This is a genomic window from Azospirillum sp. CT11-132, from assembly GCF_047302835.1.
Lineage (GTDB): Bacteria > Pseudomonadota > Alphaproteobacteria > Azospirillales > Azospirillaceae > Azospirillum.
The window spans coordinates 2,433,639-2,459,663 of the sequence record NZ_JBGLZA010000003.1 but is presented as its reverse complement, the minus strand read 5'-3'; the positions used below and the strand labels follow the sequence as shown (position 1 = coordinate 2,459,663).

General features: G+C 68.5%; 22 protein-coding genes and 3 tRNA genes. 6 read left to right on the top strand and 19 right to left on the bottom strand.

Annotated elements, in window-relative coordinates; genetic code table 11:
• Nucleotides 1–26: 26 nt before the first annotated feature.
• The 5 genes from ACCD06_RS17610 to ACCD06_RS17590 all read right to left on the bottom strand — a co-directional run bounded on the left by ACCD06_RS17610 (nucleotide 27) and on the right by ACCD06_RS17590 (nucleotide 3,104).
• Nucleotides 27–103, bottom strand: a tRNA-Arg gene (locus ACCD06_RS17610).
• Nucleotides 104–235: 132 nt separating this feature from the next.
• Nucleotides 236–1,024, bottom strand: a complete 789-nt coding sequence (locus ACCD06_RS17605; protein ID WP_413342130.1) for an ankyrin repeat domain-containing protein — start codon at nucleotides 1,022–1,024, stop codon at nucleotides 236–238.
• Entirely contained in the window at nucleotides 1,021–2,406 is a 1,386-nt protein-coding gene (locus ACCD06_RS17600) for a hypothetical protein (RefSeq protein WP_413342127.1), read from the bottom strand. Before ACCD06_RS17600 ends, ACCD06_RS17605 begins: the two co-directional genes overlap by 4 nt.
• A complete protein-coding gene (locus tag ACCD06_RS17595) occupies nucleotides 2,403–2,780 on the bottom strand; it encodes a hypothetical protein (protein ID WP_109076042.1) in 378 nt (125 codons plus the stop codon). Before ACCD06_RS17595 ends, ACCD06_RS17600 begins: the two co-directional genes overlap by 4 nt.
• Nucleotides 2,781–3,027: 247 nt before the next feature.
• Nucleotides 3,028–3,104 (bottom strand) — tRNA-Arg (locus ACCD06_RS17590).
• A 236-nt stretch (nucleotides 3,105–3,340) separates the two neighbouring features.
• Here ACCD06_RS17590 and gpt point away from each other — a divergent pair.
• Together gpt and ACCD06_RS17580 are read left to right on the top strand one after the other, a co-directional pair.
• Nucleotides 3,341–3,835 carry a xanthine phosphoribosyltransferase gene (gene gpt / locus ACCD06_RS17585; protein ID WP_158282014.1) on the top strand — a complete coding sequence of 165 codons (495 nt, stop codon included), beginning with the start codon at nucleotides 3,341–3,343 and terminating at the stop codon, nucleotides 3,833–3,835.
• A gap of 165 nt (nucleotides 3,836–4,000) precedes the next feature.
• Nucleotides 4,001–5,641 (top strand): hypothetical protein, encoded by a 1,641-nt coding sequence (locus tag ACCD06_RS17580; protein ID WP_413342124.1) that lies wholly within the window; start codon nucleotides 4,001–4,003, stop codon nucleotides 5,639–5,641.
• Nucleotides 5,642–5,859: 218 nt separating this feature from the next.
• Here the strand turns inward: ACCD06_RS17580 and ACCD06_RS17575 are convergent, their stop codons facing one another.
• The 4 genes from ACCD06_RS17575 to ACCD06_RS17560 all read right to left on the bottom strand — a co-directional run bounded on the left by ACCD06_RS17575 (nucleotide 5,860) and on the right by ACCD06_RS17560 (nucleotide 11,071).
• The gene (locus tag ACCD06_RS17575; protein ID WP_413342122.1) at nucleotides 5,860–6,687 is read right to left on the bottom strand and encodes an ABC transporter permease; all 828 of its coding nucleotides are present in this window, start codon (nucleotides 6,685–6,687) and stop codon (nucleotides 5,860–5,862) included.
• On the bottom strand, nucleotides 6,684–7,649 hold the full coding sequence (locus ACCD06_RS17570) for an ABC transporter permease (protein WP_136704941.1): 966 nt from the start codon (nucleotides 7,647–7,649) through the stop codon (nucleotides 6,684–6,686). Before ACCD06_RS17570 ends, ACCD06_RS17575 begins: the two co-directional genes overlap by 4 nt.
• Before the next feature lie 27 nt (nucleotides 7,650–7,676).
• Entirely contained in the window at nucleotides 7,677–9,170 is a 1,494-nt protein-coding gene (locus ACCD06_RS17565; RefSeq protein ID WP_413342119.1) for an ABC transporter substrate-binding protein, read from the bottom strand.
• 92 nt (nucleotides 9,171–9,262) lie between these two features.
• Nucleotides 9,263–11,071, bottom strand: a complete 1,809-nt coding sequence (locus tag ACCD06_RS17560) for an extracellular solute-binding protein (protein ID WP_413342117.1) — start codon at nucleotides 11,069–11,071, stop codon at nucleotides 9,263–9,265.
• A 164-nt stretch (nucleotides 11,072–11,235) separates the two neighbouring features.
• Between ACCD06_RS17560 and ppa the strand changes: the two genes are divergently transcribed.
• Nucleotides 11,236–11,793: an inorganic diphosphatase gene (gene ppa / locus ACCD06_RS17555; RefSeq protein WP_109076049.1), complete on the top strand. Its 558-nt coding sequence runs from the start codon at nucleotides 11,236–11,238 to the stop codon at nucleotides 11,791–11,793.
• Nucleotides 11,794–11,818: 25 nt separating this feature from the next.
• Here the strand turns inward: ppa and ACCD06_RS17550 are convergent, their stop codons facing one another.
• Entirely contained in the window at nucleotides 11,819–12,859 is a 1,041-nt protein-coding gene (locus ACCD06_RS17550; RefSeq protein ID WP_413342114.1) for an NAD(P)H-binding protein, read from the bottom strand.
• A 56-nt stretch (nucleotides 12,860–12,915) separates the two neighbouring features.
• Here ACCD06_RS17550 and ACCD06_RS17545 point away from each other — a divergent pair, with 56 nt between their 5' ends.
• Nucleotides 12,916–13,878: a LysR family transcriptional regulator gene (locus ACCD06_RS17545; protein ID WP_413342111.1), complete on the top strand. Its 963-nt coding sequence runs from the start codon at nucleotides 12,916–12,918 to the stop codon at nucleotides 13,876–13,878.
• Between the two features lie 2 nt (nucleotides 13,879–13,880).
• Here ACCD06_RS17545 and ACCD06_RS17540 read toward each other — a convergent pair whose 3' ends face one another.
• The gene (locus ACCD06_RS17540) at nucleotides 13,881–14,831 is read right to left on the bottom strand and encodes an L-lactate dehydrogenase (RefSeq protein ID WP_413342109.1); all 951 of its coding nucleotides are present in this window, start codon (nucleotides 14,829–14,831) and stop codon (nucleotides 13,881–13,883) included.
• Nucleotides 14,832–15,119: 288 nt separating this feature from the next.
• On the opposite strand from ACCD06_RS17540, the gene ACCD06_RS17535 reads away from it, so the two are divergent.
• On the top strand, nucleotides 15,120–17,816 hold the full coding sequence (locus ACCD06_RS17535; protein WP_109076052.1) for a bifunctional acetate--CoA ligase family protein/GNAT family N-acetyltransferase: 2,697 nt from the start codon (nucleotides 15,120–15,122) through the stop codon (nucleotides 17,814–17,816).
• Nucleotides 17,817–18,143: 327 nt separating this feature from the next.
• On the opposite strand, the gene ACCD06_RS17530 is transcribed toward ACCD06_RS17535, so the two are convergent.
• Genes ACCD06_RS17530 through ACCD06_RS17515 form a run of 4 tightly spaced genes read right to left on the bottom strand, consistent with a single transcriptional unit; the run spans nucleotide 18,144 to nucleotide 20,683 of the window.
• On the bottom strand, nucleotides 18,144–19,139 hold the full coding sequence (locus ACCD06_RS17530; RefSeq protein WP_413342107.1) for a magnesium transporter CorA family protein: 996 nt from the start codon (nucleotides 19,137–19,139) through the stop codon (nucleotides 18,144–18,146).
• A complete protein-coding gene (gene folD, locus ACCD06_RS17525; protein ID WP_413342105.1) occupies nucleotides 19,136–20,053 on the bottom strand; it encodes a bifunctional methylenetetrahydrofolate dehydrogenase/methenyltetrahydrofolate cyclohydrolase FolD in 918 nt (305 codons plus the stop codon). The genes ACCD06_RS17530 and folD overlap by 4 nt, the downstream gene beginning before the upstream one ends.
• 1 nt (nucleotide 20,054) lies before the next feature.
• The gene (locus tag ACCD06_RS17520; protein ID WP_413342103.1) at nucleotides 20,055–20,369 is read right to left on the bottom strand and encodes a DUF167 domain-containing protein; all 315 of its coding nucleotides are present in this window, start codon (nucleotides 20,367–20,369) and stop codon (nucleotides 20,055–20,057) included.
• 29 nt (nucleotides 20,370–20,398) lie between these two features.
• Nucleotides 20,399–20,683: a YggT family protein gene (locus ACCD06_RS17515; protein WP_109073245.1), complete on the bottom strand. Its 285-nt coding sequence runs from the start codon at nucleotides 20,681–20,683 to the stop codon at nucleotides 20,399–20,401.
• A gap of 282 nt (nucleotides 20,684–20,965) precedes the next feature.
• Here ACCD06_RS17515 and ACCD06_RS17510 point away from each other — a divergent pair.
• A tRNA-Ala gene (locus tag ACCD06_RS17510) sits at nucleotides 20,966–21,041 on the top strand.
• 164 nt (nucleotides 21,042–21,205) lie between these two features.
• On the opposite strand, the gene ACCD06_RS17505 is transcribed toward ACCD06_RS17510, so the two are convergent.
• The 4 genes from ACCD06_RS17505 to trpB all read right to left on the bottom strand — a co-directional run bounded on the left by ACCD06_RS17505 (nucleotide 21,206) and on the right by trpB (nucleotide 25,866).
• A complete protein-coding gene (locus ACCD06_RS17505; RefSeq protein ID WP_413342101.1) occupies nucleotides 21,206–22,579 on the bottom strand; it encodes a bifunctional folylpolyglutamate synthase/dihydrofolate synthase in 1,374 nt (457 codons plus the stop codon).
• Nucleotides 22,580–22,613: 34 nt separating this feature from the next.
• The gene (accD, locus tag ACCD06_RS17500; protein WP_109073248.1) at nucleotides 22,614–23,651 is read right to left on the bottom strand and encodes an acetyl-CoA carboxylase, carboxyltransferase subunit beta; all 1,038 of its coding nucleotides are present in this window, start codon (nucleotides 23,649–23,651) and stop codon (nucleotides 22,614–22,616) included.
• 155 nt (nucleotides 23,652–23,806) lie between these two features.
• The gene (trpA, locus tag ACCD06_RS17495; RefSeq protein WP_413342099.1) at nucleotides 23,807–24,652 is read right to left on the bottom strand and encodes a tryptophan synthase subunit alpha; all 846 of its coding nucleotides are present in this window, start codon (nucleotides 24,650–24,652) and stop codon (nucleotides 23,807–23,809) included.
• Nucleotides 24,649–25,866: a tryptophan synthase subunit beta gene (gene trpB / locus ACCD06_RS17490; RefSeq protein ID WP_413342097.1), complete on the bottom strand. Its 1,218-nt coding sequence runs from the start codon at nucleotides 25,864–25,866 to the stop codon at nucleotides 24,649–24,651. Before trpB ends, trpA begins: the two co-directional genes overlap by 4 nt.
• Nucleotides 25,867–26,025: the final 159 nt, after the last annotated feature.

Sequence of the window (26,025 nt, the reverse complement as noted above, 5' to 3'; positions counted from 1 at the left end):
TGTCGATCATATCTTTCTGGAGAAGATGGCGCGCCCGAAGAGATTCGAACTCCTGACCCTCAGATTCGTAGTCTGATGCTCTATCCAGCTGAGCTACGGGCGCGCTGTGTCGTCTTCCCTGTCGGCGTCGGCGGCAGGCCGTCGGCGTCGAGGCGCGCAACCTACTCAAAAGCTTCACCGGGCGCAAGCGCTTTTCTTCAAAAAATTTCCGGCGCGGCGCCCGGCCCGTTTCCGCCTACAGCCGGTCGGCCAGGCCGGCACAATCCAGCACCACGCCGCGTCGCGCGAAGGCGGCGAACAGGCCGCGCACCGCCTCGCGATGGGCCGGCGGAATGCGCAAGGGGCGTTGTCTGGTGAAGAAATTGCAGAAGGACTCGCCGGCGGTGAACTGGGTGCGACCGCCGGGGCTGCGCCAGTCGGTGCCGGCCCCCAGCTCGAGCAGCGCCGTGGCGCTCGCCCAGCTCATGCTCTCCACCGCCGCCAGGAGCGGCGTCGCATTGCCCCATACGACATTAAGATCGACCCCAGCGCGGGCCAGCAGCCGCAGATGCTCCGGCTGGTCGGAGCGCACGGCCTCGTGGATCACCGGCTTGTCGTTGCTCCCAAGGGCATTGGGATCGGCCCGTCCGGCCAACAGGACGCGGGTGAAGGCGGGGTCCTCCAGCCGCACCGCATACATCAGCGGCGGCTCGCCCCCCGCCGTCTTGACGTTGGCGTCGGCACCGGCGGCCAGCAGCGCCTTGGCCGTCTCGTTCGTCGGAGCGGGAAAGATGAAGAAGATCGGGCGGAAACCGTCGCGGCCGACGCCGTTGGGGTCGACGCCGCCGCGCAAAGCCTCGACCACCTTGGAAACGCGGCCTTCCTGCACGTCGTCGGCCAGGGCCGCCAGCTTCGGATCGTCGAAATAGCGGCTGGTGTCCAGTCTGCGGGCGGTGGCGCCCATGGCATTGCTCTCCTGACTCATTGCACATCCGGCGGCGAGGACGACCGCCAGCATCACACGGAAGACCTGGCGGCGGATCATCCGGACGCGCCCTGCCCCGGTGAATCCTGCAGAGTGGCGACGTCCTCGCTCTTCTCGCGCTCGATGCCGTTGATGACGCTGATGATGGAATGCTGCCCGCCCGGGCTGGTCATCGGCACCGGCTTGCCCGCATCGTCGAGCGCCGGGACGGTGACGACCGGCCCAATGGCCGGCGGCAGCAGGTTGCCCTGACTGACGAGATTCTTCAACGCGCGGGGGAAAGCGGTGGTTCCGCCTTCCACCAGCTGGCGCGTGTCGGGCGAGAGGAACGGGAAGCCCAGCTTGTCGGCGATGAAGTTGCCGGCGGCCACGGGCATGCCGATCCCGGACCCCAGGCCGCCGGCCAGCAGCCCGACCCCCGATTGCAGGGCGGCCGAATTCTGGACGCCGGTCAGCGGATCGCCCGGTGTCCGGAACTGCAGGAAGTCGGAGGGATCGCCGGTGTCGCCGCCGACCGTCTTGGGATTGAGGCCGGCCGCGTTGAACATCATGCCGGTCAGGCCGCCGGACACGCCCGCCGCCTGCGCCTTGCCGCCGCCGAGCGAATGGCCGGTGACCATGACGTCGGGGCCGAGCTTGTTGGCGACGTTGGCGCCGAGTTGGGCGGCAGCCTTGTATTGGATCGTCTCGCCCCCCAGCGCCTGATCCATGTTGGTCTGCAGATCCTCCATCTCGCTCGGCACCGTGCCGCGGAAGGCGAGGACCGTCTGCTGTCCGCCCGGCCAGTCCGCCGGCGTGCGGTAGATCGTGGCCTTGGCGTCGCGCAGCAGCGCCGGATCGATGCCGGCCTTGTTCAGTTCCGAGTCGCTCATGGCCGTCCAGCCGAGCGGCGGATCGTTCTTGGGCGGCTTGCCGTACTGGTCGTAGGTGTCGCCCGACAGGCGGGCCAGTTCGACCGCCCGGTTGTCGCGGGCCAGCCGTTCGGCCGCCGCCTTCTGCGCCGGGGTGCTGCCGGCGCCGCGCCCCTTGTCGATCAGGGATTGGCGCTGGTTCAGCCGGTCGACCTTGGCCTCGACCGAGTTCGGACAGGCCTCGACCACCCGCTGGCGCGGCGCGCGGGCCGGGGACAGCTGCTCTTTCGCCGCCTTGTAGAGGCGGCCGACCACCGGCTGCGACTCCATCGCCTTGTCGGCGAGATAAGCGGTGCCCTGGACCGCCGCCTTTCCGGTCTCTGCGGCGGCGCGCATGCCGAAGCCGGCAACGCGGCCGGTGGCCTTGGCGGTCTCGACCACCGCATCGCTTGCGGCACCGGCCGCCGATTTGGCCATATCGGCCGCCGCCGAGATCGCGGCCTGTGCGGAGGAGGCGGCCCGCACCGCAGCCTGGCGGGCGGCGTCGGAGGCCGCCGCGTAGGCCTCGGCCAGAGCATCACCCCAGCTCATGCCGCGCCGTCCTTCGGGCCTTCCGCCAACAGGGCGAAGAGGGTCAGGGCGGTGCGCTCGACCCCATCGGCCTTTTCGGTCGGCGTCAGCGCCGGATCGTTCAGGATTTGGGACATGGCCGGAAAGCGGCGGTCGAAGTCGATCCCCATCGTCCAGGCGGTGACGATGTAGCGGCCGAGGTCGCGCTCCGTCTCCAGCCCGTATCCCCGCGCCCGCTCATATTGCTGGCGCAGGGTCTGCTGTCCCTCGGCAGTGTCGAGAACCGGGCCGGCCTTGGGATCCGACTGTGTCAGGATGCGGATCATCTTCCGCAGGAACCCTTCCACCGCCAGCGTTTCGACCTGCCGGTCCGAAAGCGTGAGACCGGTTGCCATGCCCCTCTCTTCTGCTCGCTAAAAAACGGATCGCAGATCGACAGTAAGGGAGCAACCGAAGACGCAACAGTAATTTCAAGGGGCGAATGCCGGGCGGGCGGGAACCGGCGATCCAAGTCCGGCGCAAGATGGCCCGGTGAAAGTTGGCAGTGGCGCCAGAGCGGCCAAGCCTGAAAACGCAAAAAGCGGCCTAAAGGCCGCCTGCTGTCAAATCATCGAATTTTCAGGACCTGTATTCGAAGCAGAATGGCGCGCCCGAAGAGATTCGAACTCCTGACCCTCAGATTCGTAGTCTGATGCTCTATCCAGCTGAGCTACGGGCGCGCTGTGTATTCTGCGACGGTCGGCAGTGTTACCGTCCATCCATCCCGGCGTCGGCGGCGGGCCGTCGGCGTCGAGGCGCGCAACATACTCAAAGCCCCCCTGCCCCGCAAGCGCTTTTTTCACGAAATTTCGGCAGCCCTGCGGCAGCGGGGCATGAGCATACAAATAGCCCCCGATTGCCCGGCGGCGGCGGCTGGGTTATACAGTCCGCTTGCTGTTTTTGGAGAGTCAGTCCCGTGGCCGAAGCCCCCTTCAACAAGCATTTCCCGGTGTCCTGGGAAGAGCTCCACCGCAATGCCAAGGCGCTGGCCTGGCGCCTGATCGACCGCGGCCCGTGGAAGGGCATCATCGCGATCACGCGCGGCGGCATGGTTCCTGCGGCGATCATCGCGCGCGAGCTTGAGATCCGCATGATCGACACCGTCTGCGTTTCCAGCTACGACCACCAGCAGCAGCGCAACGCGACGGTGCTGAAGGGTGTCGAGGGCGCCAACGCCGGCGACGGCGAGGGCTGGCTGATCATCGACGATCTGGTGGACACCGGCAAGACGGCGGAAGTCGTGCGCAAGATGCTGCCCAAGGCACATTTCGCCACCGTCTACGCCAAGCCGGCCGGCCGGCCACTGGTCGACACCTTCATCACCGAAGTCAGCCAGGACACCTGGATCCACTTCCCCTGGGACATCGAGCTGCAGTTCTCGCAGCCGATCGCCAAGCTGCGCAACGGCTGAGCGCCCACGGGTTTCGGCGTGGCCGTCCGCTGCCGGCGGGGGCCGCGCCCAAGCCTGCGTCTTCTCCGGTTCATTACATAAAAATTTACGGTTTGCGTCCTAAATGACGCGCGGCGGCGCCTCTGCGCCCGCCATCGCTTCCCAACATCGCGTGGCGGCCCGCGCATGACCGACGAAATACGCCCGGAAGAGCTGCACCAGGACGAGCTGCGGCACAAGATCGACGCCCTGGTGGCGCGGCTGCCGGCCAGCCTCGTCTACAGCCTGCTGAGCGAGATCGAGGGCATGGACAGCGAGCCGACCGACCGTGTCCAGCTCGTCCGCCAATATGTCATCGAGTATCTGAACCGCCAGCGCACCAACCGCGCCCGGCGCCTGTTCACCAACCTGTTCGAAGCCTTCCTGATCGACGACGACGTGCTCTATCACGGCGGCGTCGCCGTCCCCGGCATGCTGCAGCGCGTCGATGTCGGCGCCCTGTGGGAGGCGCTGAGCCGCGACGCCTTTCCGCTGCTGGCGGTGGAGGCGCAGGAAACGCTGGACGAGATGGCGCGCGGCGAGGTGATCGACCGTATCCTGCGCTCCCCGGTCGCCATGGTGATGAAGGAGCGGATGCGCGTCGCCGCGGTGAAGCATCTGGATGCCGTGCTGGCCAACAAGAAGGCCATGGAGGAGCTGCTGGCCGGCATGTCGCGCAACCGGCCGCGCCGCACCCGGCTGATGTCGGGCTTCCTGGAAAAGACGCCGACCATCGATGTCAACACGCTGCGGCTGATGCATCTGGTGCTGACCCATGCCGAGGGGGCGGGCAAGCCGGTCGCCGAGCGGCTGGAGGAGTTTCCCGCCAGTTGCGGCGGCGAGGCGGAGGCGAACCGGCTGGCCGACCGGCTGCTGGACGCGACGGACCAGCTGCGCGACCGCTGCGGCGATGATCTGGCGAATTTGCTTCCGCTGTCGGTGCTGACGGTGAAGCGCAACTATCCGGTGGCGGCGCTGTATATCCGGCAGAGCGGCGTCGATCCCGGCCGCGGCGACGCCATGACCGCGGCGCTGACCGGCCATTTCATCGGAGTCACCCGCGCGCTGACCGCGGCGCTGACCGTCATCCTGAAGCTGAACGACCGGGTCCCCGGCTCCGCCATCCGGCCCAGCGCCAAGGAGAAGGCGCGGCTGGAAGCGCTGGTGCAGCGTCTGGACCAACTGGTCCACGCCGCCACCTCGGCCGGGCTGATGGAGGACCGCCGCAGCGAGCCGGCCTTCCGCAACGCCTGGACCCAGGCGGCGAAGATCATCGGGTCGCGTGTCGCCGCGGTGGCGATGGAACGCTCCGCCCAGGCGGCAGCCGCCCGGCGCCAGCCGGTGATCGACCATGCCGACATCGTCTGGCTCGACCGGCTGCTGTGGCGCTGGCAGGCGATGTCGCGCGATTTCGGTTTTGAGACCTACGATCTGGTGAAGTGGCGCGAAAGCCTGCTGGAGGAGCTGCGCGCCAATGTCGAGAAGGCGATGAAGTTCGAGGAGACCGATCCGCTGGACGAGCGGATGGAGCATCTCCTGCGCATCGACGGCATCGCCGGCGTGTTCGGCCAGCGCGTCAGCGCCTGGATCCCCACTTTCAGCCACAACATGACCCGCCTGCTGTCGCACCGGCTGGAGCGCGGCGGCGAACTGGGCGCGGAGGAGCAGGCGATCATCGACGACCTCGTCGCCACCGCGCGCACCGAAGTCGGCAAATCGCGCTATTGGAAGAGCAATGAGCTGATGGACCTGATCGAACTGTCGGAACGGACACGGTCGGTGGGGTGAGGGGGGCGTCGGCTGTTCCTTGCGGCGTTAGAACCCCCACCCCAACCCTCCCCCGCTCTCGGCGGACCTACGGTCCGCCTGCCGCGTCAGCACAAAGCATAGCTTTGTGCGAGAGCTGAGCGGGGGAGGGAGCCAGTGCTTGTGCGGGAGAGTGGCGGCAGTCCCTCCCCCGCCCAGCGGGGGAGGTTAGGTGGGGGTCTAACCTCACCGTTAGCCGACTACATCACCCCAGACGACCGATGCCGCGGGTCGAGCCAATCCCGCAGCCCGTCGCCCAGCATCGTCAGTCCCATCACGCTCAGCGCGATCGCCACACCCGGAAACACCGCCTGCAGCGGCGCGGTGAACAGGTAGGTCTGGGCGTCGCCCAGCATCCGGCCCCAACTGGGGCTTGGCGGCTGGATGCCGAGGCCGAGATAGCTCAGCGCCGCCTCGTTGACGATGGCGACGGCGAACAGCACGGTGGCCTGGACCACGATGATCCCGGCGATGTTCGGCAGCACATGCACCAGCGTCGCCGACGCAGGACCACGCCCCAGCGCCAGCGCCGCCCCGACGAAGGGCCGCCGCCACACCGCCAGCGCCGCGCCGCGGGTGACGCGGGCCAGCACCGCGGCATTGAACAGCGCCAGGGCCAGCACGACGTTGACCGCTCCGGCGCCCAGCACCGCAGTCAGCAGGATCGCCGTCAGCACGGCCGGAAAGGCGAAGACCAGATCGCCCAGCCGCGCCACCACCTCGTCCCCCCAGCGGCCCAGCCCGGCGGCCAGCAGCCCCAGCGGCACCCCGACCAGCAAGCCGAGCCCGACCGCCGCCGCCCCGACCGCCAGCGAGTTGCGGGCGCCGACCATGATCATCGACAGCACGTCGCGCCCAAAATGGTCGGTGCCGAGCCAATGGGCGGCGCTGGGCGGCTTCAGCCGGGCGATCACCCGCACCTGCTCCGCCGGATAGGGAGTCCACAGCAGCGACAGCAGCGCCATGACGACCAGCAGCAGGGTCAGCACGGCGCCGAAATGAAGGGAAAGCGGAAGGCGCCGTCTCACGACGACACCCCTTTCGGACGCGGATCGGCGAGCGCGCAGGCGATGTCGACCAGGGCGTTCACCACCACGACGAACAGCGCCAGCAGTACCACCACCCCCTGCACCACGATCAGGTCGCGTTGGCCGATGGCCTGATAGAGCAGCCGGCCCAGCCCCGGCAGGGTGAAGACATTCTCCACCACCACCGCCCCCGCCACCAGGAAGGAGATCTGCAGCCCCAGCACCGTCGCCACCGGGATCAGGGCGTTGGGCAGGGCATGGCGCAGCAGGACCGCGGTGCGGCTGACTCCCTTGGCGCGGGCGGTGCGGATGTGGTCCTCGGCCAGCGTGTCGAGCACGGCGGTGCGGGTGACGCGGGCGAGGATGGCGGCCTCCGGCAACGCCAGCGCCAGGGCCGGCAGCAGCAGCGCATGCAGGGCCGGGCCGATGCCGCCGCCCCAGCCGGGCCCAGTCCAACCAGGGAATCCGCCGGCCGGGAACCAGTGCAGGGTCAGGGAGAACAGCAGAATCAGCAGGATGGCGATCCAGAAGCTGGGCATCGACACGCCCAGTTGCGAGAAGCCCAGCACCGCCCAATCCCCGCCCCTGCCCCGCCGCGCCGCCGCCAGCAGGCCGAGCGGCAATGCCAGCACCGTGCTGATGACCAGCGACAGCAGGGCCAGCGGCAGGGTCACCGCCAGCCGTTCCGCCACCAGTTCTGCCACCGGGCGGGCGTAGGTCAGGCTGACGCCGAGGTCGCCGCGGGCAAGCGCGCCGGCCCACTGCAGGTAGCGGGTAAGGATGGGCTGGTCGAGACCCATCTGGCTGCGCAGGGCCGCCAGCGTGTCGGGCTGCGCGTTGACACCCAGCATCAGCAGGGCCGGGTCGCCCGGAACCAGTTGCAGCACCGCGAAGACCACGATGCTGGCCAGCCAGACGGTGACGATCAGGCTGACCAGCCGTCGCAGCAGGAACGCAAGCACGCGGGTCTATCCTTACCTTGCTTGGTTTTATTTCCAGGAAACGCCGGTGACGTCGTTGGCCTGGATCGGGCGGTTCACCCACATGCCGGTCAGGCCGGCCTTCTGCACCGTCACCGACGGCAGCATGAACAGGAAGCCGTTGACCGCATCCTCCGCCAGCACCTTCTGCTCCTCGCCATAGAGGGCGTTGCGCTTGGCCGGGTCCTGGGTGCGGTTCAGCTCGTCGTTCAGGGCGTTGAAGCGCTCGCTCTTGTAATTGAAGTAGTAGTCGGGCCGGGCGTAGATGTCGATGTCCAGCGGCTCGGTATGGGCGATCATGGTCAGGTCGTAATCCTTGCCCTTGAACGTCTTTTCCAGCCACGCCGCCCATTCCACCGGCTCGATCTTCGCGCGGATGCCGACCTCGGCCAGCATGGCGGCGACCAGTTCGCCGCCGCGCCGCGCATAGGGCGGCGGCGGCAGGCGCAGGGTGGTGTCGAAGCCGTTGGGATATCCCGCTTCGGCCAACAGGGCCTTCGCCTTGGCCGGGTCGTAGGGGTACATGCCGGTCAGGTCGACATAGCCCTCGCGGTGCGGCGGGAAATGGCTGCCGATGGCGACGCCGTTGCCGTAGAGCACGCCGTCGATCAGCGTCTTGCGGTCGATGGCATAGGCCATGGCGCGGCGGACGCGGACATCGTCGAAGGGCTTGCGGGCGTTGTTGGTCGACAGGATGGTCTCGCCTTCCGTCGAGCCGACCATCACCGAGAATTTCGGGTCGTTGCGGAACTCCGGCAGCGCCTCGTAGGTGCTGAACAGGGTGAAGGCGTCGATGTCTCCGGCCTTCAGCGCCGCGACCTGGGCGGCGGGGTCGCTGATGAAGCGGAAGGTCACCCGGTCGAGCGTCGGCTTCATGCCGTCATAATCGGGGTTGCGGACCAGCACGACGCGGTCGCCGGCGACCCAGCGGTCGAACTTGAAGGGACCGGTGCCGACCGGCTTCTGCTTGTTGGTCGCCGCCGATTCCGGGGCGACGATGGCGGCGTCGCCGCTCGCCATGTGGAACAGGAACAGGCCGTCGGGACGCGACAGGGTGACGACCACCGTCTGCGGATCCGGCGTTTCGATCGACGCGATCGGGGCGAAATAGGCCTTCTGGGCGTTGACGGAATCGGCGGCGCGGGCGCGGTCCAGCGTGAACTTCACGTCGGCGGAATCGGCGGTGGTGCCGTCATGGAACTTGGCGTTCGGGCGCAGGGTGAAGCGGTAGGTCAGCCCGTCGTCCGACACGGTCCAGCGTTCCGCCAGACCGGGGACCAGCTTGCCGTCGGCATCGACGCGCAGCAGCGGTTCGAACAGGTTGGCGTAGGTGACTTCCTTGATGGCGCCGGCCGCACCGGCGGTCGGGTCCAGATGCGGCGGCTCCAGCGCCATGCCGACGACGAGGTCGGTGCGCGGCTGGGCCGTTGCCGTCAGGGATGTGGCGGCCAGCGCCAGCGCTGCTGATGCTACCAGGGTGAAACGCTGCTTGGCGGTCGACATGGTTGGCAAACTCCCCCGTCTCGTCGTTATCGACGTTCTCTTTGCCGCGATGATGCGGTGCGGCGAGGGAGAGCGCAAGCGAAGCCGCCACGCTATTCCACCCACCAGCTTTCCAGCATCGGACCATAAAGCGGGGTGACGGCGGGACGGTGCAGGGTCGACCAGCGGGCGATGCGGTCCACCGGGCTGTGGAACAGCGGAACCATGTAATGCCCCCACAGAAGAACCCGGTCGAGTGCCCGCACCCGGCCGACCAGCGCCTCCCGCGTGGTGGCGGCGGCGATGGAACGGGCCAGCGCATCGACCGCCGGGTCGTGGATGCCGGCGAGGTTGCGGCTACCCTCCTGCCCGGCCGCATCGGATCCGTAATAATAGAGCTGCTCGTTGCCCGGCGACAGGCTGGACGCCCACCAGCGCATGGTCATATCGAAATCGAAACCGTCCAGCCGGGCCTGGAACTGGGCGCTGTCCACCGTGCGGACGCCCGCCTCGATCCCCAGCGGTTCCAGCGAACGGGCGAACTCCAGCGCCACCCGTTCCTCCGCCGGATCGGACAGGAGGATTTCGAAGGCGAAACGATTGCCCGCCGCATCGGTCAGCCTTCCGTCTCGCACCCGCCAGCCGGCTTGCTCCAGCAGCCGCAGCCCCTCGCGCCTGTTGGCCCGCAGGCCGGCGGGGCCGCCGCCGGTTCCGGGCAGGGCGAAGGGCTTGGTGAAGAGGTCCGGCGGCAGGCGGTCGCGGAAGGGCTCAAGTGCCTGCAACTCCTCACCCTCCGGCAGGCCGCGGGCGGCGAGTTCGGAGTTGGGATAGTAGCTGGCGGTGCGGGTCAGCAGGCCGTGGAACAGGTTGCGGCCGATCCAATCGAAATCGGTCGCCATCCCCAGCGCCCGGCGCACCCGGACATCGGCGAAGATCGGCCGGCGGGTGTTGAAGATCAGGCCGCGCGCCGGTTCGGGCCGGTGGTTCGGCAATTCCTCGCGGACGATGCGGCCGTCGCGCAGGGCGGGACCGTCGTAGCCAGTGGCCCATTTGGCCGGATCGCTTTCGTAACGAACGTCGCCCTGCCCTGCCTTGAAGGCTTCCAGCGCCACGGAATCGTCGCGGTAATAGTCGAACTCCAGACGGTCGGCGTTGAACTGGCCGACACGGACCGGCAGGTCGCGGCCCCAATAGTCGCGCACCCGCTCGTAGACGATGCGGCGGCCGGGATCGACCGAGGCGACGCGGTAGGGACCGCTGCCCATGATCGGCTCCAGCGTCGTGCGGCTGAAGTCGCGGTTCGCCCAGAAGGCCTTGGAATGGATCGGCATCAACCCCATCAGCAGCGGCATCTCGCGGTCGATGGTGCCGTCGGGGTTGGCGGCGAAGGCGAAGCGGACCGTTTGCGGATCCGGCGCCTCGGCCGCCGTGACCTTGGCGTAGAACAGGCGGCGGTTGGGAGTACCGTGCTGCCTCTGCGCCTCCAGCGAGAACAGCACGTCGGCGGCGGTCACCGGCGTGCCGTCCTGCCAGCGCGCCTTGGGGTTGATGTGGAAGGTGACGGCGGAGCGGTCGTCGGCCACCTCCACCCGGTCGGCCAGCAGGCCGTAGAGCGAGAAGGGCTCGTCCCACGACCGCGTCAGCAGCGTTTCGAAGACATAGCCCATCCCCAGCGCCGGCACCCCCTTGACGATGTGCGGATGCAGGCTGTCGAAGCTGCCGGTCACCGCCTGCCGGATGGTGCCGCCCTTCGGCGCCGCTGGGTTGACGTAAGGGAAGGCGGTGAAGTCCGGCGGCAAGGCGAGGTCACCATGCATGGCTATGCCGTGGTGGGCAATGCCGTGATGGGGGGACTCAGCTACCGTCGGAAGGGGCGCCAGCAGAGCCAGAAGGATGAGGAGAAGGACGATCGGGCGGGCCATGGCCGTCAGGGTTGCCGCTTTGCCGCACCTGCGCAAGAGCCCGCGCAAGTTCCTTGGACTCAGGGTGCGTTCCGCCTAAACTCCCGCCCCGCGTGGCGCCGGACCGGGCATCGGCGCCAAAACAAGAACGTGCCCTGAATACGCCAGTCGAAGGAACGCGATACATGGATCTGAGCAAGCTCGCTGCGGGCAAGAACGTGCCCTGGGACGTGAACGTCGTCATCGAGATTCCGATCGGCGGCCAGCCGGTGAAGTACGAGGTCGACAAGGACTCGGGCGCGGTGTTCGTCGACCGTTTCCTGCACACCGCGATGTTCTATCCCTGCAACTACGGCTTCATCCCGCACACCCTGTCGGGTGACGGCGATCCGGTGGACGTCTGCGTCGTCGGCCAGCACGGCGTCGTCCCGGGTGCGGTCCTGCGCTCGCGTCCGATCGGCGTCCTGTACATGGAGGACGAGGCCGGCGAGGACGAGAAGCTGCTGGCCGTTCCGGTCGACAAGCTGCACCCGTTCTACACCGACGTGAAGAACTACACCGACCTGCCGGCCATCGTGACCGAGCAGATCGCCCACTTCTTCGAGCACTACAAGGATCTCGAGAAGAACAAGTGGGTGAAGGTCCGCGGCTGGGGCAACGCCGAAGAGGCCGCCAAGAAGATCGAGGAAGGCCTGGCCCGCGCCCTGGAAGCCAACAAGGGCACCCCGGGTCCGGTGGTCTGAGGGTAGTGGTTTGAACCGTGCGGCCTCAGCCATGTCGGCTTAGGGCCACACGGTCGGGCATGCATCTCCCCGCCTCCGGCATATCCGCCGGCTGCGCGGGGAGATGCCCCAATCCAACAAGCGTCCGGCGCACCGCAAGGTCCAGCGGCGTGTGCGGCTCCTCGCCCAGGAAGGCCCGCAGGCGGCGGTTGTCGAGCCGCACCGGCTGTTGCCACAGATAGCGCATCTCGCTGATCTCGCGGAGCAGCGGCACCGCCAGACCGCCCAGCCGCAGCAGCCACCAGGGTATTCGCCGCACCGGCACGTCGGGTTCGCCAAGAGCGCGGGCGATGGCAGCGGCCATTTGATCGCCGTCGGCGTCCCAATGGCCATCCATATGGAACATCGCGTCATCACCCAAGTCCGCCTCGCGGTCGAGCAGACGCATCGCCGTTTCCGCCACGTCGGGCAGATAGGCCCATTGATGGCCGATCCCCGGCCGGCCGGGCTGGGTGATCCGGGTCGGCGGCTTGCCGGGGGTCAGCAGGCCCTGGCTGAACCAACTGCCGCCGGGACGCGGGCCGAAGAAGTCGCCGCAGCGCAGAATCAGCAGCTTCGCCCCCTGCCCCACCGCGCGGTGCAGGCGGCGTTCCATCTCCACCCGGATGGCGCCTTTGCGGGTGAGCGGGTTCTGCGCCGCCGTTTCCGGGATCAGCGGGAAGACGTCGGGGCCATAGTTGTAGACGGTGCCGGGCAGCAGGACGCGGGCGCGGTTGGCACAGGCCGCGGCAATGCTGTTGTCCAGCATGGGTAGAACCAACCGGTCCCAATCCCGGTAGCCGGGCGGGTTCACCGCATGGACGATCAGCGCCGCCCCCTCGGCCGCAGCCAGCACATTGGCGGCGTTCATCGCATCGCCGACGATCCAGTCGATACCCTCCGACCGCGGCGACACCGCCGGCTTGCGACGCAGGCCGCGCACCGTCCAGCCGCGCGCCGCCAGCGCCCGCGCCATTTCGCCGCCGATGCCGCCGGTCGCCCCCAGAACCAGGGCGGTCCTGTCCGTGCCGGTCGCCTGCCGTACCATCGCTGCCTCCATCGCTCTTGCGGTCCGTGATGGGAGGAGAATGGGCCGGGAGAAGGATGAACGGAATTGTCGAACTGCGGCTATCGGCTATACTGAAATCGATGAACCCGCCGCCACCCAGTTGGGACCTCTACCGCAGTTTCCTGGCCGTGATCCGTGAAGGATCGCTGTCGGCGGCGGCGCGCGCCCTGGGGTTGACACAACCGACGCTGGCCCGCCACATCGCGGCGCTGGAGGAGGCGGTCGGCGGCTCCCTGTTCGTGCGCTCGCCGCGCGGTTTAGACCCGACCGACGCGGCCCTGTCCCTGAAGCCGCAGGCGGAGGCGCTGGACAGGGCGGCGGCCAGCCTGTGGCGCACGGCGTCGGGTTTTGGGGCCGGGCTGGGAGCCGATGTGCGCGGCACCGTGCGGGTCACGGCCAGCGAGGTGGTGGGCGCCCGCATCCTGCCGGCGATCCTTGCCGGCCTGCGGACCCGCCATCCGGCGCTGGAGGTTGAACTGGTGCTGTCCAACTCGGTCGATGACCTGTTGCGGCGTGATGCCGATGTTGCCGTCCGCATGGTGGAGCCGGACCAGCAGGCGCTGCTGGTGCGGCGGATCGGCAGCATCGCGCTCGGCATGTACGCCCACCGCGACTACCTCGACCGCCACAGCATTCCACGGCAGTTGGAGGATCTCGGCCACCACAGCCTGATCGGCTTCGACCGCGAGACGCCCGACATCCGCGCCATGATGCGGCGGATGCCGGCCATCGCTCTGCCCCGCTTCGCTCTTCGGTCCGACAGCCATCTGGCTCAGCTGTCAGCCGTCGAGGCCGGGTTCGGCATCGGCATCTGCCAGGTCCCGCTGGCACGCCGGAACCCCGACCTGCGGCGGGTGCTGGCGGACGCCTTCGACATGCCGATGGGCATGTGGGTCGCCATGCACGAGGATCTGCGCTCCACCCCGCGCTGCCGCGCCGTCTTCGACGGGTTGGCGGCGGGGCTGAGGGATCACGTGTCAGCGGATCACACGACGTAGCGTCAACTGGTCCAGCCCATCCGGCGCTCGACGCCGTCGGCGGCCTCCTTCAGGATTTCGGCGCTGCGGCGCAAGGCCGTTTCCTCCTCCGCCGACAGGTTGGGCAGGACGGTGTCCACCACGCCGCCGGCGCCGATGACCCGCGGTAGTGACAACACCACCTGCGGCACCCCGCAGACATCGTCGGTCAGCATGGCGCAGGTCGCCACCAGCCGTTCGTCGGCACCGATGGCCGACACCAGCCGGGCCAGCCCGCCGCCGATGCCGAAAGCGGTGTGGCCCTTGCCGTTGATGATGCGGTAGGCGGCGCGGCGCACCCCCTCGTCGATGGCGGCACGGTCCTCCGCCGTCAGGCTGCGGCGGAGCTGGGCGGCCGCCTGCTCGACGGACAAGCCGGCGACGGTGGCGCTTGACCACAGCAGAACCTCCGAGTCGCCATGCTCGCCCACCACATGGGCGTGGACGGAGCGCGGCGTCACCGCCAGCTGTTCGGCCAGCAGGGCGCGGAAGCGCGCGGTGTCCAGCACGGTACCGGAGCCGATGACCCGGTTGCGCGGCAGGCCGCTGATCCGCGTGGCGATCTGCGTCATCACGTCGACCGGGTTGCTGGCGACCAGCAGCACGGCGTCGGGTGCCGCCTTCAGCACCTCCGGAATGATGGCGCCGAATACCTTGGCGTTGCGTTCCAGCAGTTCCAGCCGGGTTTCGCCCGGCTTCTGGGCGACGCCGGCCGACAGCACGACCACCCCCGCCCCCTCCAGCGCGGCATAGGAGCCGGCGCGGACGGTGACGGCATGGGTGAAGGGTACGGCATGGGCGATGTCCTGCGCCTGGGCCTGGGCCAGCGCCTCGTTCATGTCGACCAGCACGACCTCGCTCGCCGCACCGGTGGTCACCATGGCGAAGGCGGCGGTGCTGCCGACGAACCCGGCCCCGACGATTCCGACCTTCATGAACAGGCTCCTTTGCGCAGGTTGACGACTGGTCCGGCGGACAGCTTGGCGGCGGTCGGTGCCCCACCGCAAGGCGCAAGGCGCCAACTCCCCCTTGTTTTCGTCCCTCTGCTCGTTTTCAACGGGCGCGACGAAACGCCCCCTTGCCCAATGGTCATACCAGCCCGTAATGTTGCGCCGCAGCAAATGGCGGGGATGAAAGTCCGAGCTTGCGCTGTTCGTCATCAAAATCGTCGGCATCCCGTGGCAGACTGGGGCCGGCGCCTTTTCCCAGCACCGGATCCGGTCATGACCGTTCGCAACCTCGACAAGCTGTTCAAGCCCGCCTCGATCGCCCTGATCGGCGCCAGCCGCAAGCCCGGAACGGTGGGGGCCGTGGTGGCCCGCAACCTGTTCCAGGCCGGATTCGACGGCCCGGTGATGCCGGTCAACGCGACCGAGCGCGCGGTGGAAGGGGTGCTGACCTACAAAACGGTGGACAGCCTGCCGATCACGCCGGACCTGGGCGTCATCTGCACCGCCCCCGACACGGTGGCGGCGACCATCGACGCGCTGGGCAAGCGCGGGACCAAGGCCGCCATCGTCATGACCAACGGCATGTCGGCCGAACAGACGCAGGCGATGCTGGAAACGGCGAAGCCCTATCTGATGCGGGTGCTGGGACCGAACAGCCTGGGCGCCATGGTACCGGGCCGCGGCATGAACGCCAGCTTCGCGCCGGTGGCGCCGCGCAAGGGCGACGTGGCGCTGGTGGCGCAGAGTTCCATGGTGCTGACCTCGGTCGCCGACTGGGCGACGTCGCGCGGCATCGGCTTCTCGCATCTGGTGTCGCTGGGCGACCGCGGCGACGTGGATTTCGGCGATCTGCTGGACTATCTGGCCTCCGACGTCACGGTGCGCGCCATCCTGCTCTATATCGAGAGCATCACCCACGCCCGCAAATTCATGTCGGCCGCCCGCTCCGCCTCGCGCCAGAAGCCGGTGATCGTCATCAAGGCCGGCCGCTCCGACGAGGCGCAGGAGGCCGCGGCGTCGCACACCGGGGCGCTGGCGGTGTCGGACGCCGTCTATGACGCGGTGTTCCGCCGGGCCGGCGTGCTGCGGGTGAACGATCTGGCCGAGCTGTTCGACGCCGCCGGCACGCTGGGCACCGGGGTGCCGATCACCGGCGACCGGCTGGCGATCCTGACCAACGGCGGCGGCATGGGCGTGATGGCCACCGACAAGCTGATCCAGGCCGGCGGCCAGCTCGCCGCGCTGGCTCCGGAGACGCAGGAGGCGCTGGCCAAGGCACTGGGTCCGCAGCCGGCCGGCGCGCCCTTCCGCAATCCGCTGCGCATCGGTGCCGACGCCACGCCCAAACGCTATGCCGAGGCGCTGAACGCGCTGATGCAGGACACCGGCAACGACGCGGTTCTGGTCCTGCACTGCCCGTCCGCCCTGACCGATAGCGAGGCCATCGCCCAGGCGGTGGCGGAGACGGTACAGGCCAACAAGGGGCGCCGCCACCCGGTGCTGACCAGCTGGATCGGCGACCAGTCGGCGATGGAGGCGCGCAAGCTGTTCGCCGATGCCCGCATCCCGACCTACAACGGCCCGTCCGACGCGGTGCGCGCCTTCATGCATCTGGTGCGCTACCGCCGCAGCCAGCAGCTTCTGATGGAGACCCCGCCGTCGGTTGCGGAGGATTTCCAGCCAGACGAGATCACCGTGAAGAAGGTGGTCTCCCGCGTCATGGCCGAGAAGCGCGAGTGGCTGAGCGAGTTCGAGGCCAAGCGCGTGCTGGCGGCCTACGGCATCCCGGTGGTCGACACCCGCGTCGCCGAGACGCCGGAGGAGGCGGCCAACGCCGCCCGCGTCATCGGCGGGCCGATCGCGCTGAAGATCCTGTCGCACGACATCACCCACAAGTCCGACGTCGGCGGCGTCGCGCTGGGGCTGACCAGCCCGGAGGACGTCAAGGCCGAGGCCGAGGCGATGCTGGGCCGCGTCGCCGAGCTGGCGCCCGAGGCGCGGATCGAAGGCTTCACCGTGCAGGAGATGGCCGTCCGCCCCGACGCCTATGAGCTGATCGTCGGCATGACCGAGAACGAGATGTTCGGCCCGGTCCTGCTGTTCGGCGAGGGCGGCATCGGCGTGGAGGTGGTGGAGGATTACGCGCTGGCCCTGCCGCCGCTGAACATGAAGCTGGCGGCCGAGCAGATGAGCCGCACCCGCATCCACCGCCAGTTGCAGGGCTATCGCTCGCGCGCGGCGGTCGATCTGGACGCGGTGGCGCTGACGCTGAACAAGGTCAGCCAGCTGGTGGTCGATTTCCCCGAGATCGCGGAGATGGACATCAACCCGCTGCTGGCCGACGCCGACGGCGTGCTGGCGCTGGACGCCCGCATCAAGGTCGGCGTGCCCGTGTTGGCGGGGGCGGCGCGGCTGGCGATCCGGCCATACCCGAAGTCGCTGGAAGACCGCATCACCATCAAGGACGGCCGCCAGTTCTTCGTCCGCCCGATCCTGCCAGAGGATGAGCCGCTGGTGCATCATCTGGTGGAGAACCAGACGGCCGAAGACCTGCGCCTGCGCTTCTTCGCGCCGCTGAAACGGCTGTCGCACCAGGCGGCGGCCCGGCTGACCCAGATCGACTATGACCGCGAGATGGGGCTGATCGCCGTCGGCCCCGACCCGCAGACCGGCGAGACCATCATGTATGGCGTGGTGCGCATCACCGCCGACCCCGACAACCGCCGCGCCGAATATGCGGTGATGGTGCGGTCCGACATGAAGGGCCAGGGGCTGGGCTATATCCTGATGAACAAGATCCTGGATTATGCCCGCTCGCGCGGCATCCGGGAGGTCTATGGCGAGGTTCTGCGCGAAAACACCAACATGCTGAACATGTGCCGCGCCCTGGGTTTTGTCCGCAAGGAGAACCTGGACGAGCCCGGCGTGGTGGAGGTGCGGATCGAGCTGGGTGGCGGGCTGGCTGCCTGAGGGTTCTTATACCGGCGGTTGACTATGGATCGGGATGAGGCAATATCAGGCTTGGCGGGCAGAGGCTGCAATCCCCTGCCCGCCGGCCCGATCCTTACCGGAAGAGGTCAAGCAACCGCTTGACGATCTCCAGCACGAGGATCAGGAGCTTGAGGATATGGATCATCCTCTTCACTCCTCGTAAGCGGCGGGGATGGCGGCCAGTCCGCCATCCCGTCCGCGCCGCCACTGTGGCGCACGCATAGGTATTGCGGAAGCGCTTTCGCTCGCAAAATCAGGTATTTTAGGGGCTGCGGCACGCCGTCGCGGCGGCGGCCTACCCGTCCCTTACAGCCAGCCGCGCCGGCGGAAGTACCAGAGCGGGACCACCGCCGACAGCACCATCAGCAGGATGGCCATGGGATAACCGAAGTCCCAGTCCAGTTCCGGCATGTGCTTGAAATTCATGCCATAGGCCGAGGCGATCAGCGTCGGCGGCATCAGCGCCACCGAGACAACCGAGAAGATCTTGATGATGGCGTTCTGTTCGATGTTGATCAGGCCCAGCGTGGCGTCGAGCAGGAAATTCGCCTCATGCGCCAGGAAGCCGGCATGTTCGGTCAGGGAGCGCAAGTCGCGCGTCATCGTCTTCAGCGCGGTCTTCTGTTCCTTGTTCAGCCGGCCGCCGCTGACCGAGGTCATGAACACCACCAGCCGGTCGAGCCCGGCGAGGCTGTCGCGCACCTTGTGGGTGAGGTCGCCGGCCCGGCCGATGCCGCGCAGCACGTCCTGCAACTCGTCCGGCTTCTTGGCCGCCCTGCCGAAGCCGCCGCCATCCAGCGAATCGTCGAAGACACGGGCCGACAGCTCGTCGATGCGGCCGCCGACCAGTTCCAGCACGTCGGCCACCCGGTCGATCACCGCGTCCAGCAGACCGAACAGCGCGCTTTCCCCCGTCGCCAGCAGTTCCGGCTGGCGGACACAGCGGGCGGCGAAGGTGATGACCGGCAGCGGTTCGGTGTAGCGCAGGGTGATGAGTTGGCGCGGGGTCAGCACGAAGGTCAGCTCGCCCTGCTCCGGATGGGGCGAGGTGGCGCGCGAGATGATGGGAGAGGTCATGTAGATCCCCTCCCCCTCGACATAGAGCTGGCTGGAGGCCTCGATCTCCTTCATCTCCTCGCGCGTCGGCAGGTCGCAGCCGATCAGCGTGCCGACATGGGCTCGCTCCGCTTCCGTCGGGCGCAGAAGATCGATCCAGACCGCGCCGACCGGCAAGTCCTCGCCGAGTTCCAGCGGCTGGCGCACCACCCGCCCGTCTTCGGCACGGGCATGGACGGTGATCAAAGGGCAGCCCCGATCAGAGCCTCTGCCGGCACCGGTGCGCCGGCGGCGCGGCAGGCGGCGGCCAGCGTGTTCAGCATCAGGCAGGCGATGGTCATCGGGCCGACGCCGCCGGGGACGGGCGTGATGGCGCCGGCGACCTTCACCGCCTCGTCGAAGGCGACGTCGCCGACCAGACGGGTCTTGCCCGGCTCCGCCGCCGCGACGCGATTGATACCGACGTCGATCACCGTGGCGCCGGGCTTGATCCAATCGCCGCGCACCATCTCCGGCCGGCCGACCGCCGCGACCAGGATGTCGGCGCGGCGGCATTCCGCCGGCAGATCCACGGTGCGGGAATGGGCCATCGTCACCGTGCAGTCGGCCTGCAGCAGAAGCTGGGCCATCGGCTTGCCGACGATGTTGGAGCGGCCGAGCACCAGCGCCCGCTTGCCCTTCAGGTCGCGGCCCAGCGTGTCGCGGATCAGCAGCAGGCTGCCCAGCGGGGTGCAGGGCACGATGGCGCCCGGCTGACCGGTGGCGAGCAGGCCGGCATTGACGACGTGGAAGCCGTCGGCGTCCTTTTCCGGAACGATGCGGGCCAGCACCTTCTGAGTGTCGATGTGCTTGGGCAGCGGCAGTTGGACGAGGATGCCGTGCACCGCCGGATCGGCGTTCAGCCGGTCGATCAGCGCCAGCAGGTTGGCTTCCGCCATGTCGGCCGGCTCGTGATGGTCGAAGCTGTTCATGCCGAGTTCGACCAGCGCCCGCTCCTTGGAGCGGACATAGACCTGGCTGGCCGGATCCTCGCCCACCAGCACGACGGCCAGACCGGGGGTGACGCCATGGCTGGCCTTCAGCGCCGCCACGCCGTCCGCCACCCGCGCACGCAGGCCGGCCGCAAAGGCCTTGCCGTCGATGATCTTCGCGTCCGCCATGCTACTCTCCACCCTCGCTACCCACATCGTCGATCAGGGGCGACAGCCGCGCCAGCAATGCCGCCGGGTCGCCCGCCACATGCAGAATCTTGTTCCGGTCGGTGGCGCCGGCCACCACCGTCAGGCTGGTCTTGGGCAGTTTCCATGCCTTCGACAACAGTTTTATGACGGCCTCGTTGGCTTTGCCGTTTTCCGGCACCGTCGTGACCGCCAGTTTCAGAACCTTCCCCCCACCAGCCTTGTCGGCCGTACCGGTCACCGCATTGCGCGACGCCTTGGGTGTCACCCGAAGCGCGACGCGCAGGCCGTCGGCCACCGCCTCGATGGGGGAGGATGCCGCCACGGTCAGAAGCGCGGCCAGTATTGCGCCAGCAGGTTCTGGATGAAGGAGATCGCCAGCAGCACGACGATCGGCGACAGGTCCAGCCCGCCCATGTTGGGCAGGACGCGGCGGATCGGGCGCAGCACCGGCTCGGTGATGCGGTACAGGAAATCCCCGATCAGATAGACCGCGCGGTTGCGCGTGTTCACCACGTTGAAGGCCACCAGCCAGCTGAGGATCGCCGACAGGATCAGGACCCAGAAGAACAGGTCCAGGATGGTGTTGATGAGCAAATACAGCGCGATCATGCCGGGCCAGCTCCAGTGCGGTTTTTGCGACGGCCGCGCGCAGCGCACTGCGCGACGGGCGCCAGCCTTTTCCGGGCACCCTAAGCATAAGCGCGGAGGCCTGTCCAGTACGGCGGCCCGCCGATCGCCCGAGCGGCCTGCGGCGGATCGGCCGTCCTATGCCCCTTCCTGCGCCATCCCACACCCACTTCATTTTTTCTGAATCAAGCGCTTGACAGCACCCCCCGTCATGGACAATATCCGCGCCACGCCGGGGCGACGAAGACGCCACGGTGTGAGTGTGGGGCCGTAGCTCAGCTGGGAGAGCGACGCGTTCGCAATGCGTAGGTCGGGAGTTCGATCCTCCTCGGCTCCACCATTTTCCCCTTCTCCGGAAGGGTGAGACAAGTTGATGGATCGTCAGCGGGCGTTACCGGGAACGGCATCTGGCCCGCTTTTTTGTGTTCGCGCGTCAGGCCGGCAGCAGGTCGCGCCGGCGGACCGGATGGCCCGCCGGTGAGTTCGGTCGCCCCGGTTACATCCTCAGCCGTTCTCCGCCAGCACCGATCCCGCGAGGTAGAGCGAGCCGCAGATCAGCACGCGCGCCGGGCCATTGCGGCCGGCAACCAGATCGGCCAGGGCGGCGTTCACGCTGTCGGCGGCGCCGTGGTCGCGGATGCCGCAGAGCTTGGCGGTCTCGCAGGACTCCTCGGCGGTAAAGCTGGCCTCCTCGCCCGGGATCGCCACCGCGCGCAGGGCATGGGTGAAGGGAGCCAGCGGGCCCAGGAACTCGAACGGGTCCTTGCTGGACAGCATGCCGTAAATCAGCAGAAGCGGCAGGGCGGGGCTGCCGCCCGATCCCTCATTGGGCCGGCCGTCATTGGGTTGGCCGCGCGACCAGTCGACCGCCTGACGGGCCAGGACCTCGCCGGCCGAATCGTTGTGGCCGCCGTCCAGCCACAGTTCCCAGCCCGGCGGCAGGCTCTCGGCCAGCGGGCCGCGGGTCAGGCGCTGCAGACGTCCCGGCCATTCGACGGTGGCGAGGCCGCGGCGCACCGCGTCGTCGTCCACCGCCAGCGGCAAATGGTCGAGACAGGCGATGGCGACGCCGGCATTGGTGATCTGGTGGACGCCGGCCAGCCCCGGCATCGGCAGGTCGAGCTTGCGCTTCGCGCTCTCGAAGCGGAAGCCGTCCGGACGCTCCTCCACCGACCAGCTCTGGATCGGCGCGTCGATGGCGTTGGCGCGCAGCTTCAGCACCTTCAGCGCGTCGGCTTCCGGCTGCGGGGCCAGCACCACCGGGACGTGGGGCTTGAAGATGCCGGCCTTCTCGCTGCCGATCTCCATCAGCGACTCGCCCAGGAACTGACGGTGGTCGTAGGAGATGCGGGTGACCGCCGTCACCGCCGGCTTGTCCACCACGTTCGTGGCGTCCAGCCGCCCGCCCAGCCCGGTTTCCAGCAGGACCACGTCGGCCGGCACGCGGGAGAAGGCGAGGAAGGCGGCGACCGTCGTCACCTCGAAGAAGGTGATCGGGTTGCCGGCGTTGGCAACCTCGCACTCCTCCAAAAGGGCGGCCAGATGGTCGTCGTCGATCAGCCGCCCACCCTGATGCCCGCCCAGGCGGATGCGCTCGTGGAAGCGGACGAGGTGCGGCGAGGTGTAGACATGGACACGGTATCCAGCGGCCTCCAGCATCGCGCGCAGGAAGGCGATCGTCGATCCCTTGCCGTTGGTGCCGGCGACATGGACCACCGGCGGCAGCTTCCGCTCCGGATGGTCCAGCGCCGCCAGCAGACGGCGCACCCGGTCCAGAGACAGGTCGATGACCTTGGGATGAAGCCCCTTCAGTCGGTCCAGCACCGGGTCGGAACGGGTCGCGGCTGGGCGGGTGAGTGGAAGGGCGGCATCGATCATGATCGTCTCTGGTCGGATGGACGGGGGGTGCCGGTCAGTCGTCGCCGGCCTGGACGGGAGCCGCCGGCTGGGAGGACGCCTGCTGCGTCGCCGCCGGCTGGGCCGCGGTCGCCTGGGTGGCCGGCTGCGTGACCGGCTGCGTCGCCGACTGGGGCAACTGGGCCGGCTCGCCGTCGGCCGCCTGGGCGGCGGACAGATCGATGTCCTCCGCCACCGCGTCGAGGCGCGGCGTCATCAGCAGGCCGATGGTGCGGACCAGCGTCGGGCGCAGGTCGCGGCGGTGGACGACCATGTCGACCATGCCGTGTTCCATCAGATATTCGGAGCGCTGGAAGCCTTCCGGCAGAGTCTCGCGGATGGTGCTCTCGATCACGCGGGCGCCGGCGAAGCCGATCTGCGCGCCCTTCTCGGCGATGTGGATGTCGCCCAGCATGGCGAAGCTGGCGGTGACGCCGCCGGTGGTCGGGTCGGTCAGCACGACGATGTAGGGCAGGCCGGCTTCCTTGACCATCTCCACCGCGATGGTGGTGCGCGGCATCTGCATCAGCGACAGGATGCCTTCCTGCATGCGCGCCCCGCCCGACGCCGGCACGACGATCAGCGGCGCGTTCTTCGCCACCGCCAGACGGGCAGCGGTCAGCAGCCCTTCGCCGACGGCGATGCCCATCGACCCGCCCATGAAGCCGAAGTCGAAGGCGGCGACCACGGCGGCATGGCCGCCGATCCGGCCCTCGCCCACCACAATGGCGTCGGTGCGGCCGGTCTTGGTCTGGGCTTCCTTCAGGCGGTCGGTGTAGCGCTTCTGATCGCGGAACTTCAGCGGGTCGGCGACCGACTTCGGCAGCTCGACACCCTCATAGGCGCCGTCGTCGAACATCGACTCCAGCCGCTTGACCGGGTCGAGCCGCATGTGGAAGCCGCAATGCTGGCAGACGTGCAGGTTCTCTTCCAGCTCGCGGTGGAACAGCATCGACTCGCAGCTCGGGCACTTGTGCCAGAGGTTGTCGGGCACTTCCTTGCGGGCGTAGAGCGCGCGGATCTTGGGACGGACGTAGTTGGTAAGCCAGTTCATGGAACGCCTTTCAACGACATGGCGGTACGCCGAAGCCCGGCGGCGGCTGGACTTCTGGTCCGTGCCGCACCGGGCTCTTCAGCCGTTCGTCGCCATGAGCGATCGTGTTGCAGGTGTCGTAAAGCTGTTTGCCGTCGTTGTAAACCGTCCGTCCCTCAGCCCCGCGCCGCGCGCACCCCGGCGGCCAGTTCGCCGACGAAGCCCAGGACATCCTCGACCGTGCCCGGCTTGACACCACCGGACGCGTCCAGCCCATCGGCCAGACGGGTGACGATGGCGGAGCCGACCACGGCGGCGTCGGCGACGCGGGCGACCTCGGCCGCCTGATCCGGCGTCTTGATGCCGAAGCCGACGGCGACCGGCAGGTCGGTGTGGCGCTTCAGCCGGGCGACCGCCGCGTCGATGGCGGTGTTCGACGCGCTGGCGGTGCCGGTGATGCCGGCGATCGACACGTAATAGACGAAGCCCGAGGTGTTGCGCATCACCATGGGCATGCGCGCCTCGTCCGTCGTCGGCGTCGTCAGGCGGACGAAGCTGACGCCGGCCTTCAGCGCCGGGATGCACAGTTCCTCATCCTCTTCCGGCGGCAGGTCGACGACGATCAGGCCGTCCACCCCGGCCTCGCGCGCGGCGGCCAGGAAGGGCTCCACCCCATAGGCGTAGATCGGGTTGTAATAGCCCATCAGGATGATCGGCGTGTCGGCATCCTGCTTGCGGAAGCCGCGGACCATCTCCAGCGTCTTGCGCACCGTCATCCCCGCCTTCAGCGCGCGCAGCGAGGAGGCCTGGATCGCCGGGCCGTCGGCCATCGGGTCGGTGAAGGGCATGCCCAGCTCGATCAGGTCGGCGCCGGCGGCCGGGAGGCCGTTCAGCACTGCCTGCGACACGGCGGGATCGGGGTCGCCGGCGGTGATGAAGGTGACCAGACCGGCGCGCCCCTCCGCCTTCAGCGCTTTGAACCGGCGGGCGATGCGGCCATCGGCCAAGATGTCGGCACTCACAGTTCCACTCCCAGATGCTTGGCGACGGAGAAGATGTCCTTGTCGCCGCGGCCCGACAGGCACAGCACCATCAGGTGGTCCTTGGGCAATTTCGGTGCGCGCTTGATCACCTCGGCAAGGCCGTGGGCGGATTCCAGCGCCGGGATGATGCCCTCGGTGCGGGCGCAGAGCTGGAAGGCGTCCAGCGCCTCCTGGTCGGTGGCATAGGCGTATTCGACGCGGCCGACGTCATGCAGCCAGCTGTGCTCCGGCCCGATGCCGGGATAGTCGAGGCCGGCGGAAATCGAGTGGCCTTCCAGAATCTGGCCGTCCTCGTCCTGCAACAGGTAGGTGCGGTTGCCGTGCAGCACGCCCGGACGGCCGCCGTTGATCGAGGCGGCATGGTCGAGCGGCCCCTTCTCGATGCCGCGGCCGGCGGCCTCGACGCCGATCATCTGCACCGACGGCTCGTCGAGGAAGGGGTGGAACAGGCCGATGGCGTTCGATCCGCCGCCGACGCAGGCGACCAGGCTGTCGGGCAGGCGGCCTTCCTGCTCCTGCATCTGGGTGCGCACCTCGTCGCCGATCACCGACTGGAAGTCGCGGACCATGGCGGGATAGGGATGCGGGCCGGCGGCGGTGCCGATGATGTAGAAGGTGTCGGAGACGTTGGTGACCCAGTCGCGCAGCGCCTCGTTCATCGCGTCCTTCAGCGTGCCGCTGCCCGACGTCACCGGGCGGACTTCGGCGCCCAGCAGCTTCATGCGGAAGACGTTGGGCTGCTGGCGGGCGATGTCGGTCTCGCCCATGTAGATGACGCAGGGCATGTTGTAGAGCGCGCAGACCGTCGCGGTCGCCACGCCATGCTGGCCGGCGCCCGTCTCGGCGATGATGCGGGTCTTGCCCATGCGCCGGGCCAGCAGGATCTGGCCGATGCAGTTGTTGATCTTGTGCGCGCCGGTGTGGTTCAGCTCCTCGCGCTTGAAGTAGATCTTGGCGCCGCCCAGCTGCTCGGTCAGGCGCTCGGCGTAATAGAGCGGGTTGGGGCGGCCGACATACTGCTTCAGCTGCTGGCGCATCTCGCCTTCGAAGGCGGGATCGGCCCGCGCCTCGCGATAGGCCTTCTCGACCTCCAGGATCAGCGGCATCAGCGTCTCGGCGACGAAGCGGCCGCCAAAGATTCCGAAATGCCCGCGCTCGTCGGGACCGGAGCGGTAGGTGTTCAGTTTGGTCATCGTCTGCGGCACTGCCTGAAGTCGAAGGGAAGCTGGAGTCAAGTGGGCGGCATCGGGTCCGGACACCGGCCAAGCGCGACACCATACCGGCGGGACGCGCCGATTTGAAGCGCCGGGCCGCGAGCCCCCACGAAATCGACCCGCCCGGATCAGTCTGCA

Coding starts and splice junctions, on each gene's coding strand:
- folD (WP_413342105.1), bottom strand. CDS start 20,053: ATGGCGGACGCGAAGATCATCGACGGCAAGGCCTTTGCGGCCGGCCTG.
- ACCD06_RS17605 (WP_413342130.1), bottom strand. CDS start 1,024: ATGATCCGCCGCCAGGTCTTCCGTGTGATGCTGGCGGTCGTCCTCGCC.
- ACCD06_RS17550 (WP_413342114.1), bottom strand. CDS start 12,859: ATGGTACGGCAGGCGACCGGCACGGACAGGACCGCCCTGGTTCTGGGG.
- ACCD06_RS17540 (WP_413342109.1), bottom strand. CDS start 14,831: ATGAAGGTCGGAATCGTCGGGGCCGGGTTCGTCGGCAGCACCGCCGCC.
- ACCD06_RS17535 (WP_109076052.1), top strand. CDS start 15,120: ATGACCGTTCGCAACCTCGACAAGCTGTTCAAGCCCGCCTCGATCGCC.
- ACCD06_RS17560 (WP_413342117.1), bottom strand. CDS start 11,071: ATGGCCCGCCCGATCGTCCTTCTCCTCATCCTTCTGGCTCTGCTGGCG.
- accD (WP_109073248.1), bottom strand. CDS start 23,651: ATGAACTGGCTTACCAACTACGTCCGTCCCAAGATCCGCGCGCTCTAC.
- ACCD06_RS17505 (WP_413342101.1), bottom strand. CDS start 22,579: ATGATCGATGCCGCCCTTCCACTCACCCGCCCAGCCGCGACCCGTTCC.
- ACCD06_RS17580 (WP_413342124.1), top strand. CDS start 4,001: ATGACCGACGAAATACGCCCGGAAGAGCTGCACCAGGACGAGCTGCGG.
- ppa (WP_109076049.1), top strand. CDS start 11,236: ATGGATCTGAGCAAGCTCGCTGCGGGCAAGAACGTGCCCTGGGACGTG.
- ACCD06_RS17600 (WP_413342127.1), bottom strand. CDS start 2,406: ATGAGCTGGGGTGATGCTCTGGCCGAGGCCTACGCGGCGGCCTCCGAC.
- ACCD06_RS17565 (WP_413342119.1), bottom strand. CDS start 9,170: ATGTCGACCGCCAAGCAGCGTTTCACCCTGGTAGCATCAGCAGCGCTG.
- ACCD06_RS17545 (WP_413342111.1), top strand. CDS start 12,916: ATGAACGGAATTGTCGAACTGCGGCTATCGGCTATACTGAAATCGATG.
- ACCD06_RS17515 (WP_109073245.1), bottom strand. CDS start 20,683: ATGATCGCGCTGTATTTGCTCATCAACACCATCCTGGACCTGTTCTTC.
- trpB (WP_413342097.1), bottom strand. CDS start 25,866: ATGACCAAACTGAACACCTACCGCTCCGGTCCCGACGAGCGCGGGCAT.
- ACCD06_RS17595 (WP_109076042.1), bottom strand. CDS start 2,780: ATGGCAACCGGTCTCACGCTTTCGGACCGGCAGGTCGAAACGCTGGCG.